At 69.4% G+C, this 18,429-nt stretch carries 16 protein-coding genes and 1 CRISPR repeat array; of the genes, 7 read left to right on the top strand and 9 right to left on the bottom strand.

Translation table 11 applies throughout. From position 1 onward, the window contains the following. Window positions 1-11: 11 nt before the first annotated feature. The 7 genes from PGN14_RS16375 to cas2e are packed head-to-tail and all read left to right on the top strand — an operon-like array spanning window position 12 to window position 6,025. Entirely contained in the window at window positions 12-1,505 is a 1,494-nt protein-coding gene (locus tag PGN14_RS16375; RefSeq protein ID WP_335300649.1) for a hypothetical protein, read from the top strand. Beyond that, window positions 1,495-2,034 carry a type I-E CRISPR-associated protein Cse2/CasB gene (gene casB / locus PGN14_RS16370; protein WP_335300648.1) on the top strand — a complete coding sequence of 180 codons (540 nt, stop codon included), beginning with the start codon at window positions 1,495-1,497 and terminating at the stop codon, window positions 2,032-2,034. The genes PGN14_RS16375 and casB overlap by 11 nt, the downstream gene beginning before the upstream one ends. A gap of 13 nt (window positions 2,035-2,047) precedes the next feature. Then, window positions 2,048-3,268, top strand: a complete 1,221-nt coding sequence (gene cas7e, locus PGN14_RS16365) for a type I-E CRISPR-associated protein Cas7/Cse4/CasC (protein WP_335300647.1) — start codon at window positions 2,048-2,050, stop codon at window positions 3,266-3,268. Further along, window positions 3,265-4,020, top strand: coding sequence for a type I-E CRISPR-associated protein Cas5/CasD (cas5e, locus tag PGN14_RS16360; protein WP_335300646.1), 756 nt, complete (start codon window positions 3,265-3,267; stop codon window positions 4,018-4,020). Before cas7e ends, cas5e begins: the two co-directional genes overlap by 4 nt. Next, window positions 4,017-4,787 (top strand): type I-E CRISPR-associated protein Cas6/Cse3/CasE, encoded by a 771-nt coding sequence (locus PGN14_RS16355; protein ID WP_335300645.1) that lies wholly within the window; start codon window positions 4,017-4,019, stop codon window positions 4,785-4,787. The genes cas5e and PGN14_RS16355 overlap by 4 nt, the downstream gene beginning before the upstream one ends. Beyond that, entirely contained in the window at window positions 4,788-5,699 is a 912-nt protein-coding gene (gene cas1e, locus PGN14_RS16350; RefSeq protein WP_335300644.1) for a type I-E CRISPR-associated endonuclease Cas1e, read from the top strand. Further along, complete coding sequence (gene cas2e / locus PGN14_RS16345) at window positions 5,699-6,025, top strand: type I-E CRISPR-associated endoribonuclease Cas2e (protein ID WP_335300643.1); 327 nt, start codon at window positions 5,699-5,701, stop codon at window positions 6,023-6,025. The genes cas1e and cas2e overlap by 1 nt, the downstream gene beginning before the upstream one ends. Window positions 6,026-6,085: 60 nt before the next feature. Further along, window positions 6,086-9,104: direct repeats of the CRISPR family, unit length 29 nt; unit sequence GGCTCCCCCGCACACGCGGGGATCGACCC. Between the two features lie 166 nt (window positions 9,105-9,270). Here the strand turns inward: cas2e and rplS are convergent. From rplS to asd, 9 genes are all read right to left on the bottom strand, one after another. Further along, window positions 9,271-9,657: a 50S ribosomal protein L19 gene (gene rplS, locus PGN14_RS16340; RefSeq protein ID WP_335300642.1), complete on the bottom strand. Its 387-nt coding sequence runs from the start codon at window positions 9,655-9,657 to the stop codon at window positions 9,271-9,273. 1 nt (window position 9,658) lies between these two features. Continuing rightward, on the bottom strand, window positions 9,659-10,390 hold the full coding sequence (gene trmD, locus PGN14_RS16335; protein WP_335300641.1) for a tRNA (guanosine(37)-N1)-methyltransferase TrmD: 732 nt from the start codon (window positions 10,388-10,390) through the stop codon (window positions 9,659-9,661). 106 nt (window positions 10,391-10,496) lie between these two features. Next, window positions 10,497-10,940 carry a ribosome maturation factor RimM gene (rimM, locus tag PGN14_RS16330; RefSeq protein WP_335300658.1) on the bottom strand — a complete coding sequence of 148 codons (444 nt, stop codon included), beginning with the start codon at window positions 10,938-10,940 and terminating at the stop codon, window positions 10,497-10,499. 25 nt (window positions 10,941-10,965) lie between these two features. Continuing rightward, window positions 10,966-11,121: a hypothetical protein gene (locus PGN14_RS16325; RefSeq protein WP_335300640.1), complete on the bottom strand. Its 156-nt coding sequence runs from the start codon at window positions 11,119-11,121 to the stop codon at window positions 10,966-10,968. A 58-nt stretch (window positions 11,122-11,179) separates the two neighbouring features. Continuing rightward, window positions 11,180-11,593, bottom strand: a complete 414-nt coding sequence (rpsP, locus tag PGN14_RS16320) for a 30S ribosomal protein S16 (protein WP_335300639.1) — start codon at window positions 11,591-11,593, stop codon at window positions 11,180-11,182. Between the two features lie 111 nt (window positions 11,594-11,704). Then, window positions 11,705-13,231 carry a signal recognition particle protein gene (gene ffh / locus PGN14_RS16315; protein WP_335300638.1) on the bottom strand — a complete coding sequence of 509 codons (1,527 nt, stop codon included), beginning with the start codon at window positions 13,229-13,231 and terminating at the stop codon, window positions 11,705-11,707. A 252-nt stretch (window positions 13,232-13,483) separates the two neighbouring features. Further along, window positions 13,484-14,521, bottom strand: a complete 1,038-nt coding sequence (locus PGN14_RS16310) for a phytase (protein ID WP_443019544.1) — start codon at window positions 14,519-14,521, stop codon at window positions 13,484-13,486. After that, the gene (locus PGN14_RS16305; RefSeq protein WP_335300637.1) at window positions 14,518-17,328 is read right to left on the bottom strand and encodes a TonB-dependent receptor; all 2,811 of its coding nucleotides are present in this window, start codon (window positions 17,326-17,328) and stop codon (window positions 14,518-14,520) included. Before PGN14_RS16305 ends, PGN14_RS16310 begins: the two co-directional genes overlap by 4 nt. Before the next feature lie 270 nt (window positions 17,329-17,598). Next, complete coding sequence (gene asd, locus PGN14_RS16300) at window positions 17,599-18,429, bottom strand: archaetidylserine decarboxylase (protein WP_335300636.1); 831 nt, start codon at window positions 18,427-18,429, stop codon at window positions 17,599-17,601.

The raw sequence follows: 18,429 nt of genomic DNA, 5'->3' as shown, positions 1-18,429 counted from the left end.
GGGAGCAAGGCATGATCGGTTGGCGTGACGAGGATGGCCGCGAGCATCGCGGGTCGCTGTTCGCGGCCTTTGCCGCGCTGGCGACGGGTGAGGCATGGAGCTTCACCGCGCTGCGCCCGCATCAACGCGAGCCGTGGCATGCCTTTACGGTGCAGGTGGCGGCGCTGGCGCTGATCCACGCTAGGCGCGACACCTTGCCGCAGGATGAGGTGGTATGGCGCGACCTGCTGATGACGCTGACCCCCGACCGGCCCGAGGCATGGGAGCTGGTGGTCGACGATTGGACCAAGCCCGCATTGCTCCAGCCGCCGATCGTTAACGAGAGCGACCGGGCGGCGTACAAGAACCGCCTGCCCACCCCCGATGCGCTCGACATGCTGGTCACCGCGAAGAATCACGACGTCAAGCAAGAGCGGATGGCGACCGCCAGCGACGAGGACTGGCTGTTCGCGCTGGTGACCTTGCAGACGACCGAGGGGTTTCTCGGCGCGGGGAATTACGGCGTGTCCCGCATGAATGGCGGCTTCGCGAGCCGGATGACCTTGGGCGTTCGACCGCAGGGTGGCGCTGGCGCCGCGTTCCAGCGCGACACCTTGCGCCTCGTCGCCGACGCCGGTTCACGACCCGATCGCCGCGCCGGCATCGCGCTGTTGTGGACGCAACCCTGGGACGGCACAATATCGCTGGACGTCGAGAAACTCGATGAACTCTATGTCGAGATCTGTCGCCGCATTCGCCTGCGCCATGGCGCGTCTTCCGCGATCGAAGGGGTCGCCGCCGGATCGAAGTGCGCCCGCGTCGCCGCTGCGCACCTCAAGGGGCTGACCGGTGATCCATGGGCACCGCTCAAGGCCGATGGTACGTCGAGCCATACGCCCAGCGGCGCCGGCTTCGGCTATCGCCAGATGGCTCGCCTGCTCAATCGCGAGGAGATCAAGCGTCCGCTGCTGGCGGAGCCGCACGACACGGATGCGGCCACCGGTCTGTCGATCCTCGCCGCGGCGCTGGTCCGCGGACAGGGCAAGACCGAGGGGCTCCATCGCCGCCCTGTGCGCATCAGCCGGCTCGCGCAACTCCCCACCGGCCAGACGAAGATGCTGGACCGGATCGGCGACGTGGCGAACAAGCGCGCGCTGGAAGCCGGCGAGGCGAGCCGACGGCTACGCCGCTCGTTGATCTCGCTGATGCAGGGCGGCCCGGACAAGGCACGGCTCGACGACGATGCCACGAAGAAGAAGACCGAACGGTGGATCGAGCGGTTCGATGCCGCGGTCGACGAGGATTTTTTCGAGGCGCCGTTTTGGGCCGAGGCCGCCGGCGATCCCGATAACCACCGGTTGTTCTGGCGCTCATGGCTGCGCGACGTCGCGTTCGACGTCTTCGACACCGCCGCCGACGCAGCGCCGGGAACGACGATGCGACGTACTCCGGCCCGGGCGCGGGCGCGATCGATGCTGTTCTTCGAAATGAGCCGCTGGCTGAAGGAGGTCGAACATGGCGAGTAGTCCATTGCCGGTGCCGCCCGGCACTCCCGGGGCAGCGGCGGTATCGTCCGATTGGTTCGTCTCCATCTCCGGCCAGTTGCGATTTCTCTCGACCGGCGAACGGGCAATCCTGCGCCGATTGGAGCTCGGCCGATCAGCCGTCTCGGATGGCACCATCATCAAATTGTTGATGAGGGCCAAGGTCGCCCCCGACCTGTTCGAAAGCGATTACGAACGATGGCGATTGGTCGTGCATGTCGCCGCGATGCTGGCAGGGACCGGCGCCATCGCGTCTCATGACGAAAAGCGCCGGCTCGGCGCCGCGCTGCACGACGCGGGCGTGTCGGAGAATCGCATTCTGCGCCTGCTGGCTGCGCGCGGGGCAGGACTCCACGATCAGATTCGCCTGATGGCACGCCTCCTCGCACGGCCGCGCAAGCCGGTGAACCTGTGGACCGTCTATCATCTGCTCGCAGGCGATGACGGGAAAGCGCAATCCGCCCGCATCCGGATCGCGCAGGATTATTATGCCGCCGCAGCGCGGTCATAAGAGGGGACTTCGAATGACGACTGACACGATCGACGACGCGCTGCCGAAGTTCATCCAGATCCATTTCCTCGCCGCATGGCCCGGCGCGCTTCTCAACCGCGACGATGCCGGACTGTCCAAGCGCCTGCCGTTCGGCAGTGCCACCCGCACTCGCATCTCCTCGCAATGCCTGAAGCGCCACTGGCGCAAGGCGGATGACCGTCATGCGCTCCATCGTCTGGCAGAACAGAGCGGCGTGGAGGGCGTCCGCTCCAAGATCGCGATCGAACGCGAGGTGACGGGGCCACTGCGCGCGCGCTTCGATGAGGAGGCGGTGGATGCGGTCGAACTCGCCTTCCTCACCAAATTTTACGGCAAGAGTGCCAAGGACAAGCAGCAGCGTCAGGCGTTGCTGTTCGGTCGCCCCGAACTCGCATGGATGCGTCAGCAGGCGGAACGACTGCTATCGGAGAACGCGGATGCCAAGGCGGCCGGCGCCGCCGCCGACGCGTGGATCAAGGAGGAGAAAGCAAATCTCAACCAGCTGCGCGATCAGAATGTGCTCGCCGCCTCGCTGGAGGCGGCCCTGTTTGGGCGCATGGTGACCAGCGACACGCGCGCCAATCGCGATGCCGCGATCCATGTCGCGCACGCCTTCACCGTCCACCCGGAACAGGCGGAGCTGGACTATTTCACGGTCGTCGACGACCTGCGCGACCGCGATCTGGGCGACGACGCCGGCGCCGCGGGCGTGTTCGATACGGAGCTCACCTCGGGCCTCTATTACGGCTATGTCGTGGTCGACGTGCCGCTGTTGGTGTCCAACCTCACCGGCTGCGACCGCACCGACTGGGCCGGGGATTATGACCGCGCGCTCGCCGCGCAGGTGGTCGAGCATCTGATCCACCTCGTCGCGGAGGTGTCGCCGGGCGCCAAGAAGGGCTCCACCGCCCCCTACAGCCGCGCCGAACTGGTGCTGGTCGAGGCGGGCGACCGCCAGCCGCGCACGCTGGCCAATGCCTTTCGCGACGCGGTACCGACGCAGGATGTCGCCTCCAACCACTCGCTCGGCCACCGCACCGCACAGAAGCTGCTCGGCCATCTCCAGGCGCTGGACGCGATGTACGATACCGGCGAGGCGCGCCGCCACGCCCGTCTCCCCGATCTGGCGCTCGACGGGATCGCCGACGGCAGTCTGCGCGAGGTGGCCGACTGGGCCGGCGCGCTGGTCCGCGACGCGCGGATGATGCCGTGAGGCACCTGATCCTCGATCTCGACGCGCCGCTGATGAGCTTCGGCGGCGATCTGGTCGATGCCTATGGCGTCGTGCGCGATTTTCCCGCCAAGTCGATGCTCGCGGGGCTGTTCGCCAACGCGCTCGGCTGGGAGCGCCATGACGCGGACGCGCAGGCCGCGTTGCAGGAGCGGCTGGTGATGGGATCCGCGCGGATCGCGGAGGGCCAGCGCCAGCGCGAGTTCCAGACCGCCAAGCTGGAGGCGAACGACCGCGGCTGGACCACGCGCGGCCGCGTGGAGGGGCGCGCGGGCGGTGCGGACACCTACAAGTCGCCCCACATCCGCTATCGCGACATGGACGCCGACGCGCGCGTCCTGATCGCCTGCCGGCTCGACCCCGCCGATGCGGCGCCCGATCTGGACGCGCTGGCCACCTCGCTGGTGCGCCCCGAACGCCCGCTGTTCATCGGCCGCAAGCCGTTCCTGCCCTCGCGCCCGCTGTTCCGCGGCATCGTGGAGGCGGCGACGATCCCCGACGCGCTGGTGGCGGCGCTGGCGGCGTCGAGCGGCGATCCCCTGCTCCGCCCCGTCCCCGAGATCCGCGCGCAATGGCCGTTGCGCGAACTGACCGGCGATGCACTGGCACAGGCGATCGCGGGCGGCGCGCGCGAGGATGAGCTGACCGACGAACGCCACTGGCCCGCCGGCGTCCACGCCGGGCTGCGCCGCGTGATGTACGGTCGGCTCGCCTGGCCGGAGGCGACGGCGTGACGCTCCATCTGGTCCGGCTGGGCGTGGACCCGCTGGCGCTGGCCCGCTTCGCGGTGGAGCGGCGGATCGACGACGACGACGATGGCTATGCGCTGCACTGCGCTTTGGTTGAGCGCTTCGGCGATGCCGCCCCGCGCCCGTTCCGCTACCTGCCGGACCATCGCCGGGGACCGCATGTGCTGGGCTATGCCGGCGATTGGGCCGCGATGCAGGACGCCGCGGCGCTGCCGATCGCGGACGACCGGCTCGACGGGCTGTTCGACACGCCGGAGGCGCAGCCGATGCCCGCCGCCTGGCGCATCGGCGCACGCTATGCCTTCGAGGTGCGCGCGCGGCCGGTCGTCCGTTTCGGCAAGCAGGTCCGCGCCGCGCGCGAAGGCCGCACCGCCGCATGGCAGCACCGCGCCGGCGAGATGGACGCCTATGTCGCCGCCTGCGAGCGCGCGGTGCGGGCGACCGACGGCACCGGCGACGTCACGCGCGAGGCGGTCTATGCCGACTGGCTCCGCACCCGGCTAGCCGGCGCCGCCACGATCGACGAGGTCGCGCTACGCCTCTTCCGCCGCGTGCGCGCGCGACGCAGCACGCACCGTGCCGCCGGCGGTGCCCGCACCCGCGCGGTCGAGGGGCCGGACGCGGTGCTGGCGGGCACGCTGACCATCGCCGATGCCGATGCCTTCGCGGCGCAGCTCGCGCGCGGGATCGGGCGCCATGCCGCCTTCGGCTATGGCATGCTGCTGCTGTCGCCCCCAGGGCGGACGGCGTAGATGCTCTCCGGCCGCCTCGGGCTGGAACGCGCGCGGATCCCGCACGCGGACCGCCAGGGGCTGGTGTGGCTCGATCGTGGGCGGCTGGAGGTGGAGGACGGCTGCCTGCGCTTCGTCACCGCGGGCGGCGGCGGGCTGGCGGCGGGGGATTACCAGATCCCCTATCACGCCATCTCGATCGTGCTGCTGGGGCCGGGCAGCAGCGTGACGCACGATGCGCTGCGGCTGCTCGCGCGCCACGGCTGTGCGCTGGCGGCGATCGGCGATGGCGCGGTGCGCTTCTACACCGCGCCGCCGCTGATGCCGGACACCTCGGCGCTGGCGCGCGCGCATGTGCGCCGCTGGGCCGATCCGAAGCTGCGGATGGAAACCGCACGCGCCATGTACGCGATGCGCTTCGGCGAGATCGTGCGCACCCGCGACATCGCCGTGCTGCGCGGGCAGGAGGGCGCCCGGATCAAGCGCGCCTATGTCCTCGCCGCCGAACGCCACGGTATCGTGTGGAACGGCCGCCGCTACGACCGCGAGAACCCGGAGGCCGGCGACCTCGCCAATCAGGCGATCAACCATGCCGGATCGGCGATGACCGCCGCCGCCAGCGTCGCGGTGGCCGCGACCGGCGCGATCCCGCAACTGGGCTTCGTCCACGAGGATTCGGGGCAGAGCTTCGTCCTCGACATCGCCGACCTCTATCGCCACGACGTGCTGCTCGACATCGCCTTCGGCGCGGTACGCGAGGCCCGCGCGCGCGGCGCCGCCCCGATCGAGCGGCTGGTGCGCAAGCGCGCCGCGCTCCTCTTCCGCCAGCGCGGCGTGATCCCCGGGATGATCGACCGCATCAAGACGCTGCTGCTGCCCGGCGACGCGGCGGCGGCGGCGGTGCCCGCCCCGGCCGACGCGGGCGCCGACTGATGCCGCTGACCGTCGTCATCACCCGCGACGTGGAGGATCGCTATCGCGGCTTCCTCGGCTCCGCGATGCTGGAACTGGCGCCGGGCGTCTATGCCCAGCCGCGCATGAGCGCCGGCGTGCGCGGCCGCGTGTGGGCGGTCGTCGAGGAATGGCACACCCGCCTGCGCCGCGGCAGCATCGTGATGTGCTGGGCAGAACCGGCATCGGCCGGCGGGCTGGGGCTGTCGGTCCTGGGGGAGCCCCCCAAGGACGTGATCGCACACGACGGCATCCTCCTGGTCCGCCGCGCGCTCTCCTCGCGCCAGACGCCGGAACGCCCGCCGTGATGGCGGTATTGCCGCGGCTTCTTTGACATCGTGAACGAAAACAGCCAGGTAGCTGCAAGAGGCTCCCCCGCACACGCGGGGATCGACCCCGAAAGCTCACCTTTCCGTTCAAATTCGGAGAGGCTCCCCCGCACACGCGGGGATCGACCCTGCCTGACTGGCCCGCTCGCATGACGGCGCCTGGCTCCCCCGCACACGCGGGGATCGACCCGCGGTCAATTCGATCGCCGTCACGTACATTTCGGCTCCCCCGCACACGCGGGGATCGACCCCGCTTTTGGGCGAGAAGCTGTCCGGTGTCCCCGGCTCCCCCGCACACGCGGGGATCGACCCATGGGGGCGACGCGCCCAAAGCCCACCCCCACGGCTCCCCCGCACACGCGGGGATCGACCCACGGTGGCCGGGCCGAACGGGTCGCCCCCCTGGGCTCCCCCGCACACGCGGGGATCGACCCTGACCGAAGGAGACCATCATGCTCGACCTGAAGGCTCCCCCGCACACGCGGGGATCGACCCGCGCGGTCAAGGCGGGCACGGACGCCCTGCAGGGCTCCCCCGCACACGCGGGGATCGACCCTGTGCGTCGTCCATCATGCCGCGGCCCCAAGGGGCTCCCCCGCACACGCGGGGATCGACCCCCGCCCGAGGGGTTGACCGGCAACGAGGAGACGGCTCCCCCGCACACGCGGGGATCGACCCGAGTGGCCCGAGCATCTTCGCCCCGAGATGGGGGCTCCCCCGCACACGCGGGGATCGACCCAACATAACTCTCGACGCGCCGGTGACGCTAGAGGCTCCCCCGCACACGCGGGGATCGACCCAATCTCGACGAACAGCTGGAAATCCTCGGTCTGGCTCCCCCGCACACGCGGGGATCGACCCAGGTCCAGCACTTCCATCACGCCCCCTCTCCCGGCTCCCCCGCACACGCGGGGATCGACCCGATGTTGACCTCCCCATCGAAGGCCATCTGTTGGCTCCCCCGCACACGCGGGGATCGACCCCTATGATGAAGTCCCTTGCGCTGGTCGGCCTGGGCTCCCCCGCACACGCGGGGATCGACCCCAGCTGAGCGGGTTGGAGGTCAGCTACGACGTGGCTCCCCCGCACACGCGGGGATCGACCCACGCAGATCCACGGGCGGCACCTAGCCTGTGGGGCTCCCCCGCACACGCGGGGATCGACCCAGCCATTACGCTCCACTCCCCATCGGGACCCAGGCTCCCCCGCACACGCGGGGATCGACCCAACCGGCGTAGCGTGCATGGACGAGGGTCGCCGGCTCCCCCGCACACGCGGGGATCGACCCCGGCTGCTGGTCCAGTGGTCTGCTTTCAATGAGGCTCCCCCGCACACGCGGGGATCGACCCCACCTTGCCACACGGACCCACCCCCAGCTTGAGGCTCCCCCGCACACGCGGGGATCGACCCATCGCGAAGAACCGCCAGCAGCTCGCCGCCGAGGCTCCCCCGCACACGCGGGGATCGACCCGACAACGGTTACTCTGAGATGGTCAAGTGGACGGCTCCCCCGCACACGCGGGGATCGACCACTACGCCAATGACCTGACCAACCTCGGGCAGAAGGCTCCCCCGCACACGCGGGGATCGACCCCGATACGACACGCTCTTCGGAAACCGTTCTGCGGCTCCCCCGCACACGCGGGGATCGACCCGAGGCGGGCGACGCGGTGAAGGGCAAGTCGAAGGCTCCCCCGCACACGCGGGGATCGACCCTGGATATCCAAGCGCGCGATCCTCAACCCCGAGGCTCCCCCGCACACGCGGGGATCGACCCAGCTTCCCGGCCACTGCGCGCGCGCTGCTGGGGGCTCCCCCGCACACGCGCGGATCGACCCGGCGCATTCCGTTTACGGTAGGCCACTTGCGAGGCTCCCCCGCACACGCGGGGATCGACCCGGCCCGCATACTGCGCGGCGTCCGCACCCCAAGGCTCCCCCGCACACGCGGGGATCGACCCCTCAGGCTGACGTTGGGGATCTCGCCGGCGAGGGCTCCCCCGCACACGCGGGGATCGACCCTATCAGCAGAACCCCGGCCTCATCGGCGGTATGGCTCCCCCGCACACGCGGGGATCGACCGCGAATGTACGGCTACGTCGACAGCGATGGCTGGGCTCCCCCGCACACGCGGGGATCGACCCGGCATCTTGGGCGTGCTGGAACAGGGTCGCAGGGCTCCCCCGCACACGCGGGGATCGACCCAGCTTCGCGCCGTTCCAGGCGATCACCGTGTCGGCTCCCCCGCACACGCGGGGATCGACCCTCGGTCTAAGGCATACGCGAGAACCGCGAACGGGCTCCCCCGCACACGCGGGGATCGACCGCGCGCGGGGCAGCTTTCCGGTGGGACCCCACGGGCTCCCCCGCACACGCGGGGATCGACCCTCGGTAGGCGAACCCATACCCGAGTTCCCCCAGGCTCCCCCGCACACGCGGGGATCGACCCAGGTCTACCGCGCGTCCTCAGTGCCGCAGGTCGGCTCCCCCGCACACGCGGGGATCGACCCGCTGTTGCCTCCCGGCTGATCCGCACGGCCGAGGCTCCCCCGCACACGCGGGGATCGACCCCCGGCTCGCGTCTTTCGAGTCATCGATGTAAAGGCTCCCCCGCACACGCGGGGATCGACCGTTCGTCGTCGCCGCGGCGTGGTGGAGCGACGAGGCTCCCCCGCACACGCGGGGATCGACCCCCCTATTACGTCGTCGAGGAACTGTTCACGCAGGCTCCCCCGCACACGCGGGGATCGACCCGCGAACGCGCGCCCCGCCTCGATCGCGACATGGGCTCCCCCGCACACGCGGGGATCGACCCCCGCCGAACTCGGGGTGCTCGCGGAGATAGCGGGCTCCCCCGCACACGCGGGGATCGACCCACGATCAACCGCAACATCCGGGAGAACCGTGTGGCTCCCCCGCACACGCGGGGATCGACCCCGTCGACGAAAGCGAGGTCGAAGCGAACGTCGGGCTCCCCCGCACACGCGGGGATCGACCACGTATTCTGACAGACAGCGCGAATGTTGGTCAGGCTCCCCCGCACACGCGGGGATCGACCCCGGGCCGAGCCCGCAAACTCTCGATCGAGCAGGTCTCCCCCGCGCCCACAAAGATCAACCGCAGCGGAAACCACCCGCCCGCAAGCACCCTACCACCCCCGCAACAAAAACGGGCGCGGCGGTTGCCCGCCACGCCCGTTCCAACGTCGTCCGAAAACGCAGGCGGTTATTCCGCTGCCACCGGCGCGGTGCGGTTGTCGCGGCGCTCGGCGATGCGCGCCGACTTGCCGGTGCGGCCGCGCAGGTAATACAGCTTGGCGCGGCGCACCGCCCCCTTGCGCACCACCTCGATCGAAGCGACGTTCGGCGAATACAGCGGGAACACACGCTCCACGCCCTCGCCGAAGCTGATCTTGCGCACGGTGAACGAGGAACCCATGCCCTTGTTCGAGCGCGCGATGCACACGCCCTCGTAGTTCTGGACGCGGGTGCGCTCGCCCTCGACCACCTTCACGCCGACCTTCAGCGTGTCGCCGGGGCGGAATTCGGGGATCTTCTTCGTTTCGTTGAACTTGGCGATCTGCTCGGCCTCGAGCGTCTGGATCAGGTTCATCTCAATCGTCCTCAGTCCGTTGCCGCGCGCCAGAGGGCGAGCCGACCCGAGCGCCCTCATGGCGCTCCCACAGGTCCGGCCGCCGTAGCCGTGTGTCGATCTCGGCCCGTGACTGTCGCCACGCCGCGATCCTCGCATGATCCCCCGATCGCAGCACTTCGGGGATCGTGCGCCCTTCCCATTCGACAGGTCGGGTATAATGCGGATATTCGAGGAGGCCGCTTTCGAAGCTCTCCTCGTCCCCGCTGGAAGCCGCGCCCATTACGCCGGGAAGCAGCCGAACGCAAGCGTCGAGCAACACCAGCGCCGCCATTTCACCGCCCGACAGGATAAAGTCGCCGATCGACACCTCCTCGATCGCGCGCGCCTCGAACAGGCGCTCGTCGAACCCCTCGAAGCGGCCGCACAACACTACCGCCCCCGGCCCCGCCGCCAGATCGCGCACGCGCGCCTGGGTCAGCGGTCGCCCGCGCGGCGTCATCGCCAGCACGGGGCGGCCGTCGCAATGCGGGTCGAGCGCGCGCGCCACCACATCGGCACGCAGCACCATCCCCGCACCGCCCCCCGCGGGTGTGTCGTCGACGGTGCGGTGGCGGTCGGTCGCGGCGTCGCGGATGTTGACCGCATCGAGCGACCAGCGTGCCTCGCGCAGCGCCCTGCCCGCCAGCGCCGTGGCGAGCGGACCGGGGAACATCTCCGGGTAGAGGGTGAGGATGGTGGCGCGGAAGGTCATGACATCAATTCTTCCGTCACCCCGGCCTTGAGCCAGGGTCCCGCTTCCACGCAACGGTCGAAGAAGAAGCGGGACCCCGGCTCAAGGCCGGGGTGACGACGCATCGTCACTCCACAAACGCCGCATCCACCGTCAGCCGCTCGCGGTCCCATTCCGGCACCGCATGGATCGGCACCATGAACGTCCGCCCCGACTCGCGGCGGATCTCCACCACATCGCCTGCGCCGAAATTCTCGACCGCCACCACCGTGCCGACGGCCTCGCCCGCGGTGGACACCACCGCCAGCCCGAGCAAATCGGCGTGGTAATATTCGCCCTCCGCCAGCGGCGGCAGCGCGTCGCGCGGGACCGTCAGATAGGTCCCGCGCAGCGCCTCCGCCGCATTGCGATCGGTCACCTCGGCGAAGCGCGCGATGCTGCCGTCGCGCAGCTTCGTCAGCGTCAGCGCACCACCGTTGAACGACCGGTGCGCCGCCACATCCTCGCCGAAGAGTTTGAGCCGTACCTCGCCCCCAATGCCGTGCGCGCCGGTGACGACCGCGAGCACGATCGTGTCGCGATCGACCGGCGGCGCGTCACTCGCGGTCGGGGGAGCCGTCGTTCCCGGAGGGGGCGTCGTCGGCGCCTTCGGCCGGCGCTTCGCTGGAGACACCTTGATTGGAGGAGACACCGGAGGTGGTGGCATCTTCGTCATCGTCGGGGGCGGTCCGCGGATCGGGATCCTGGGTCATCGTGCTACTCCTGTCCTTGTCGGAAGGAGAGGCAACGCACGATGACCGGATCGGCTGCTTACTCGGCGGTCTCGGCCTCGGCGGCCGGCTCGGCGGCGGCCGGCGCATTCGCCTCGGCGGCGGCTTCCTCGGCGGCCTTGGCCTTCTCGGCACGCTCCTCGGCGCGCTCCTTGGCCTTCTCGCCCGGCTCGGCCTTCTTCGGGTTGTTGCGTGCGGGGCGCTCCTTCACGCCGGCCACGTCCAGGAAGCGCGCGACGCGATCGGTCGGCTGCGCACCGACGCCCAGCCAGTGCTTGGCGCGATCGGCGTCCAGCACCACGCGCTTCTCGTCGTCCTTGGCGAGCAGCGGATTGTAGTTGCCGATCTTCTCGATGAACTTGCCGTCACGCGGGCTGCGGGCGTCGGCCACCACGATGCGGTAGTAGGGACGCTTCTTCGAACCGCCACGCGACAGGCGAATGCTCAGTGCCATTGTATCTTGCCTTCTACTCGTCATCCCAGCGAAGGCTGGGATCTTCTTGTTGTCGTTACGAGCCTCGCCCGAGACCCCAGCTTTCGCTGGGGTGACGATCGAGGCGGCTGCTCACTTCTTGAACTTGAACCCGCCCGGCATCCCGCCGCCCGGAAGCCCCGGCAGGCCGGGGAGCCCGGGACCGCCGCCCGGCCCGCCCAGCTTGCCCATCATGTCGCCCATGTCGGCGCCACCGATGGCATTGCCCAGGCCGCCCAGACCGCCCTTGCCCAGCATCGCCATCATGCCCTTCAACCCGCCCATCTTCTTGATCTTCTTCATGGCGGTGGACATTTCCTGATGCATCTTCAGGAGCTTGTTGACCTCCTGCACCGTGGTGCCGGAACCCTTGGCGATACGGATCTTGCGCTTGGCGTTGATCAGTTCGGGCTTGGCGCGCTCCTTGGGCGTCATCGAGCCGATGATCGCGTCCAGATGCACCAGCATCTTGTCGCTGCCCGGCGTCGCGTCCATCGCCGCCTGCGCCTTCTTCATCCCCGGCAGCATGCCGGCGAGCGCGCCCAGACCGCCCATGCGGCGCATCTGCCCCAGCTGCCCGCGCAAATCGTTGAGGTCGAACTGGCCCTTGGCCAGCCGCGACGCCATCCGCTCGGCGTCCTCCTGCTGGATCGACTCCGCCGCGCGCTCGACCAGCGAGACGACGTCGCCCATGCCCAGGATACGGCCCGCGACACGGCCGGGATGGAACGCCTCCAGCGCGTCCATCTTCTCGCCGGTGCCCGCGAACTTGATTGGCTTGCCGGTGACCGCGCGCATCGACAGCGCCGCGCCACCGCGCGCATCGCCGTCCATCCGCGTCAGCACGACACCGGTCAGCGGCACCTGCTCGGAGAAGTTCTGCGCGACATTGACCGCGTCCTGACCGGTCAGGCTGTCGACGACGAGCAGGATCTCCTGCGGGCGAGCCACCTCGGCGACCGCCTTCATCTCGTCCATCAGCGCCTGATCGACGTGCAGGCGCCCGGCGGTGTCGAGCATCAGGACATCGAAGCCCTGGAGCTTCGCCGCCTGCACCGCGCGCCGCGCGATCTCGACCGGCTGCTGCCCCGGCACGATCGGCAGCGTCGCCACCTCGACCTGCGTGCCCAGCGTCGCCAGCTGCTCCTGCGCCGCCGGGCGATTGACGTCGAGCGACGCCATCAGCACCTTCTTGCGCTCGCGGTTCTGCGACATCACGCCGCCCAGCGTGCCCGCCGCCAGCTTCTTGGCGATCTTCGCAGTGGTCGTCGTCTTGCCCGATCCCTGAAGGCCGACCATCATCACGATCGCGGGCGGTGCCACGCTCAGGTCGAGCGCCGCACCTTCGGGATCGTCGCCACCCAGCATGCGCACCAGCGCGTCGTTGACGATCTTGACGACCTGCTGCCCCGGGGTGACCGAGCGCAGCACGTTCTGCCCAATCGCTTCCTCGGTCGCCTCGTCGACGAACTGGCGCGCGACGGGCAGCGCCACGTCCGCCTCCAGCAGCGCGACGCGCACCTCGCGCATCGCCTGACGCACGTCCGCCTCGGTCAGCGCGCCACGGCCGCGCAGCCGGTCGAACACTCCACCCAGACGATCGCTCAGGCTATCGAACATGCAAATCCCTCATGGTTCCCGCCAAACGCAAAAGCGCCGGCGGGCGAAACCTCGCCGGCCAGCGTGCACCACATGGGCGCTTGTCTTCAGCGTTCAACGACGGAACGTGGGTGGGCGTGTAGCGGGGTGTGGGGGAAAACGCAACAGTCACCCCACCCCTACCCGTCACCCCGGGCTTGACCCGGGGTCCCGCTTACTTGCCGACGTCGCAAAAGAAGCGGGACCCCGGATCGAGTCCGGGGTGACGGTGGCTCACCGCAACCCCAACGCCTTCACGACATCCGCCCACGACACCAGCTTGAAGTTCTGCGTCTCCGGCGCATTATCGCCGTCCTGCGCCACCATCACACCCTTCGGAAAACGCGGGCCGAAATCACCCAGCGCGACCTCGATCCCGTCCGTCTCGCTGGTCCCGTCGATCACGCCGCCCGCGATGCGGAACCGCCCCATCAGTCGGTCGTCGCCCAGCCGATAGACGTTGTAGGTGCTGTCCCCCTGGCTCGACACGATCAGGTAACCGCCACGCCGCCCCTGCGGCGCCAGCGCCAGCCCCTCCGCATCCGCGACGAGGTTCACCCCGTCCACCTTTGCGATGCTCACCGGCGCGCTGCTGCCCGCGGGATCGGCATCGAACCGCCACAGCCCGACATCCTCCTCCGCGACGTACAGGATGCCGGTGCGGTCATCGACCACGCATCCTTCGGACTGGGTCGCCAGCGTCAGGCTGCGCACCAGCCGCACGCTCGGGGTCGCGCCATCGGCATCGATCGCCACCTGATCGATCCGCCCGTCCTTCAGCACGATGAAGCCGAACAGCGCCTTGTCGCGCGCGCGCCGCCACAGGCACATGCCATAGGCCTCGCCCGCACCGACGGGATAGCGCCCCAGCGACACCAGTCGCGCCGCGGTGGTGTCGAGCCGGAACAGCGTGACATGCGCCTGCGCCACGTCCGCCCGGTCGCTGGCCGCAGCAATGACCTTGCCACCACCCAGATCGCGCAGGTCGACGTTGTTGAGCCGCGCCGCCGGGGTGAAGCTCAGCCGCTTGCCGGTCAGGTCGTGGACGTGGACGCCCGCCTTCTTGTCGGTGCCGATCACCAGGCTTTTCGCGGGATCGACGGGGTTGCGCCAGATCGCGGGATCGTCGGCGGCGTCGTTGGCGGTATCGACCGGATCGGTCTCCGCCACCGCCGGCACGCTCACCACCGCGACCGGTCCGGTCGCCGCCGGGGGCACCGTCGGCGCGCACGCCGCCAGCGCCAATCCGCTCAGGAGAAACGCGCGCGTCACAGCTTCACCCGCACGCCGCCGAAGATCGTGTAACCGAACTTCTCATATTCATAGACCCGCTGCCGCTCGCCGAAATAGCGCACGCCGGCGGAATTGGTCAGGTTCTTGCCCTCGACGAACAGATTGACCTCCTTGGTCACCTGCACGCTGCCGGTCGCGTCCAGCTGTCCGCGGCCCTCCCAGTACAGGTCCAGCGTGCGGTCGGTGGTGTTGATCTCGTCCAGATAGTCCGACCGCTTGGTATAGGCGACGCGCAGGTTCACCGGCCCGCGCTCGTAGAACAGGCTGGCGTTCCACATATGCTTCGACTGGCCGGGCAAATTGAACACGCTGCGCCCGGTCAGGTCCGCCTGCGCCAGCCGCGCGTCACCCGCGGTATAGGTGTAATTGGCGAACACGCCGAACCCGCCCAGCAGGCCCGGCAGGAACGAGAACTGCTGCTGCCAGTTGAGTTCGACGCCGTACAGCTTGCCCTTCGGCGCGTTGATCGGCTGCGTCAGCCGCGCGACGCGCCCGTCGACAATGCCGTTGCGGGTGACGGTATAGCGGTAATCCTCCAGATCCTTGTAGAAGGCATTGACCGCGACGATGCCCAGCGGGCGGATGTAATACTCCAGCCCCGCATCGACATTGTTCGACAACGTCGGGCGCAAATCGGCATTGCCCTGCCGCACCACCAGCACGCCATCGTCCTCCACCAGCGTGCGCGGCACCAGATCGACGAAATTGGGCCGGTTGATCCCGCGCGTCAGCGCGAAGCGGCCGATCAGATTGGGCGAGAATTCCTGCCGCAGCGTCAGATTGGGGAAGAACTCGACATAGCCGGTCTTCGACGTGCGCGCGCCATAGACGTTGGTCGCGGCATTATAGGTCGCGGTATCGCCGCGGAAGTCGGTGCTCTCCACGCGCAATCCGGCGATCAGCGTCGTCGCGCCGAACTCGAACTTGCCCATGCCGAAGATGCCGAGCACCTTCTCCTTCACGCGATAGTCCGCGATCCGCGAATCCGACACGCGCCGCGGCGAATTGGGACGCGCCGCCGCGAAATAGTCGTCCGCCTTCGCCGGGTCGATGCGATCGCCCAGATCATAGTCGAAGTTGCGCGATTCCTGATCGCTCAGCACGCCGGCCAGCGTCCGTCCCAGCGCGGCGGACGCGTCGCGGTTGCGGAACCGCTCCTCGTCCGCATCGACGGTCCGCTCGCGATAGCGCCCGCCGATGCTCAGCGTCGCATCGCCGCTGCCCAGCTCCGCGGGCACATCGCCACGGATCTGTGCGCTGAACGTGTCGTTCTTCGTCGTGTTCGACCGGAAGGTGTTCTCGTAGAAGCCGTAATTGGCGGTCTGCAGATGCTCGTTGCTGGTGAACAGCGAATAGGTCGGCAGGTCCGCATTGTTCGCGAAATTGTAGCTCAGCGTCGGGCGCAGCGTGGAGCGGAACAGCAATTCGTTGCGGTTGGGATAGGTCTGCTGCGAACGCGTGTACGACACGTCGTAGCTCAGCTTGCCCGCGCCCAGCCTGTTCTCGCCGCCGCCGACGACCGTCCAGATCTCGTTGCGCTGCGTGCGGTGGCGCACCTGCTTGTTGATGCGCGTGCGATCGTAGGTCGCGGCGGTGTCGGTGGCGTCGGCGCGCACCGTCCCGTCGCTCCACACGATGCCTAGCCGGTCGCGATATTCGTCATCCTCGAACTGCGCATAGGAGCCGCGCAGGTACAGCCGGTGGCCGTCCGCCGGACGCCATTCCAGCGCGCCGGTGCCCGCGATCCGCTCGCGCTTGGTGTCGTAATCCTTGAAGAACGTCTCGCCGACCAGATACTGGCCCGCGCTGTTGCGGACCCAGCCGTTCTCGACATTGTCGGGGCGGCGGTGCGTCTTCGAATAGCTGCCCGACAGCAGCACGCCGAACTGGCGATCCGGGCTGAAGCGATCGCTGACCGATGCCGAGGCGCGATAGTCGCTGGTGTCGCCGAACTGGTTGTAGCTGGCGCCCGCCATCCCGGTCAGCGCGAAGCCGCGGCGGTCGAACGCGGACCGCGTGGTGATGTTGACCGCGCCGGAGATCGAATCCGCATCCTGGCTCGGCACCAATGTCTTGGTCACCGCGATATTGGCGACGATATCGGACGGCAGCGTGTCGAGGTCGACCGCGCGCGTCGAGGGATCGACCGACGCGATCTGCACCCCGTCGACCGACACCGCGCTGAACTCGCTCGGCGCGCCGCGCACGTTGATGTAGCGGCCCTCGCCCTGATCGCGCTCGATCGCGATGCCGGGAACGCGTTGCAGCGCCTCGGCGATATTGGGATCGGGGAAGCGCCCGATCGCATCGGCGGACAGGATGGTGACGGTATTGTCCGCCTGCCGCTGCTGGTTGAGCGCGCGCGCCGTGTTATCGAGCAGCGACGCGCCGGTGACGACGATGTCGCCCGGCTGCCCCGCCGCCGGCAGCACGATCTCGATCGAGTTCGCGGGGTCGACCGTGCGGGTCGTGTGCGGGCGCCCCAGATAGTCGATCGCCAGCGTCACCGGCTGGCCGGGGTCGGACACCGCGATCGTGAACCCGCCCTGCGCATCGGTGCTGGCCTCGAACGGCGTCCCCTCCACAGTGATCCGCGCGCCCGGCAGCGCCGCACCGGTGTCGTCATAGACATGGCCCGAGATGGTCGGCCGCGCCGACACCTGCCCCGCAGCGCCGGCGCCTGCGTCCGCCGGCGCGATGTCGCCGGCATGGGCCGGCGTGCCGAGCGCCAGCGCCAGGCACAGGATGGACGCGCCGCACCCGGCGCGCGCACGAAGAGTGAGCACGATCGTTTCCCCCGAAGATTATCCCTCGCCTCCGCGCGCGCTTCATGGCTCCCGCCGCGGTGGCGTTGCGGCGTCCGTATGAAGCGTTGGTTTCACTAGCGCGTCGCGACGATGGCAGTTTGGTTGCAGTATCTTTCGGCAGGCATCCTCACCCCCGTTCGCCCTGAGGAGCCGTTGAGCGAAGTCGAAACGGCGTCTCGAAGGGCCTGCTTCGAGACGGAGCTTCGACAAGCTCAGCCCCTCCTCAGCACGAACGGGGAGAGGAAACGATCACGCGTGCGACGCGACCACCTCGCCCGCGCGGATCGCGCGTCCCTCGCACAGGCGATCGTCCAGCCGCACGCCCGCGGGCAGGAACATCAGGATCGTCGAGCCATGCTCGAACCATCCCATCTCCGCACCCCGCGCCACCACCGCGTCGCACGCCACGCGCACGCTGCCCTGCTCACGCAGGCTGCGGGGCGTGTCGAGGAACGCCAGCCGGATGCTCGCCACCAGAATCGCCGCGACCGGCACCAGCAGCATCGGCGTGCCGTCCGCCAGCCGCACCTCGATCACCGCGCGCTCGTTGCGACAGAACAGCCGCTCCACCCGCTTCAGCGCGATCGGGTTCACGTTCCAGCAGTCGCCCGACAGATAGGTCACGCCCTCCACCGTCAGATCGGCGGGCGCATGGAAGCGGTGATACATCGCCGCGGTCAGCCGCAAGGTGACGAACGAACCGTCGCGAAACCGCTCCGCGAGCGCCGCGTCGGGCACCAGTTCCTCCAGCCGGTACGGGAAACCCTTCACCTGCCACACGGCGGTGCCCGCGATCCGCCCGTGCGCGCCCACGATCGCATCGCACGGCGACGCGATCGTCCCCGCGCCATCCGCAAACCGCCGCGATCCCGGCGTCAACCGCCGCACGAAACCCTCGCGCAGCGACCGGAAATGCGTGGTTTCCGCATCCGACAGATCGACATCGCTGAAGAAGCGCCACGCCGCCAGCGCCGGGCGCGCCACCAGCGGATGCTCGCTCGCCGCGATCCGCCCCACCATCTGCGTCGCCCAGCGCCGCGGCAGCCGGTTGGTCAGCAGGAAATTCAGGTCTTCCCGCAT

The sequence above is a fragment of the Sphingomonas adhaesiva genome (assembly GCF_036946305.1).
Lineage (GTDB): Bacteria > Pseudomonadota > Alphaproteobacteria > Sphingomonadales > Sphingomonadaceae > Sphingomonas > Sphingomonas adhaesiva_B.
This window is presented reverse-complemented; position numbering and strand designations above follow the sequence as displayed.

Coding starts and splice junctions, on each gene's coding strand:
- trmD (WP_335300641.1), bottom strand. CDS start 10,390: ATGACCTTCCGCGCCACCATCCTCACCCTCTACCCGGAGATGTTCCCC.
- asd (WP_335300636.1), bottom strand. CDS start 18,429: ATGCGGGAAGACCTGAATTTCCTGCTGACCAACCGGCTGCCGCGGCGC.
- PGN14_RS16325 (WP_335300640.1), bottom strand. CDS start 11,121: ATGACCCAGGATCCCGATCCGCGGACCGCCCCCGACGATGACGAAGAT.
- cas2e (WP_335300643.1), top strand. CDS start 5,699: ATGCCGCTGACCGTCGTCATCACCCGCGACGTGGAGGATCGCTATCGC.
- ffh (WP_335300638.1), bottom strand. CDS start 13,231: ATGTTCGATAGCCTGAGCGATCGTCTGGGTGGAGTGTTCGACCGGCTG.
- rpsP (WP_335300639.1), bottom strand. CDS start 11,593: ATGGCACTGAGCATTCGCCTGTCGCGTGGCGGTTCGAAGAAGCGTCCC.
- cas1e (WP_335300644.1), top strand. CDS start 4,788: ATGCTCTCCGGCCGCCTCGGGCTGGAACGCGCGCGGATCCCGCACGCG.
- cas7e (WP_335300647.1), top strand. CDS start 2,048: ATGACGACTGACACGATCGACGACGCGCTGCCGAAGTTCATCCAGATC.
- casB (WP_335300648.1), top strand. CDS start 1,495: ATGGCGAGTAGTCCATTGCCGGTGCCGCCCGGCACTCCCGGGGCAGCG.
- PGN14_RS16375 (WP_335300649.1), top strand. CDS start 12: ATGATCGGTTGGCGTGACGAGGATGGCCGCGAGCATCGCGGGTCGCTG.
- rplS (WP_335300642.1), bottom strand. CDS start 9,657: ATGAACCTGATCCAGACGCTCGAGGCCGAGCAGATCGCCAAGTTCAAC.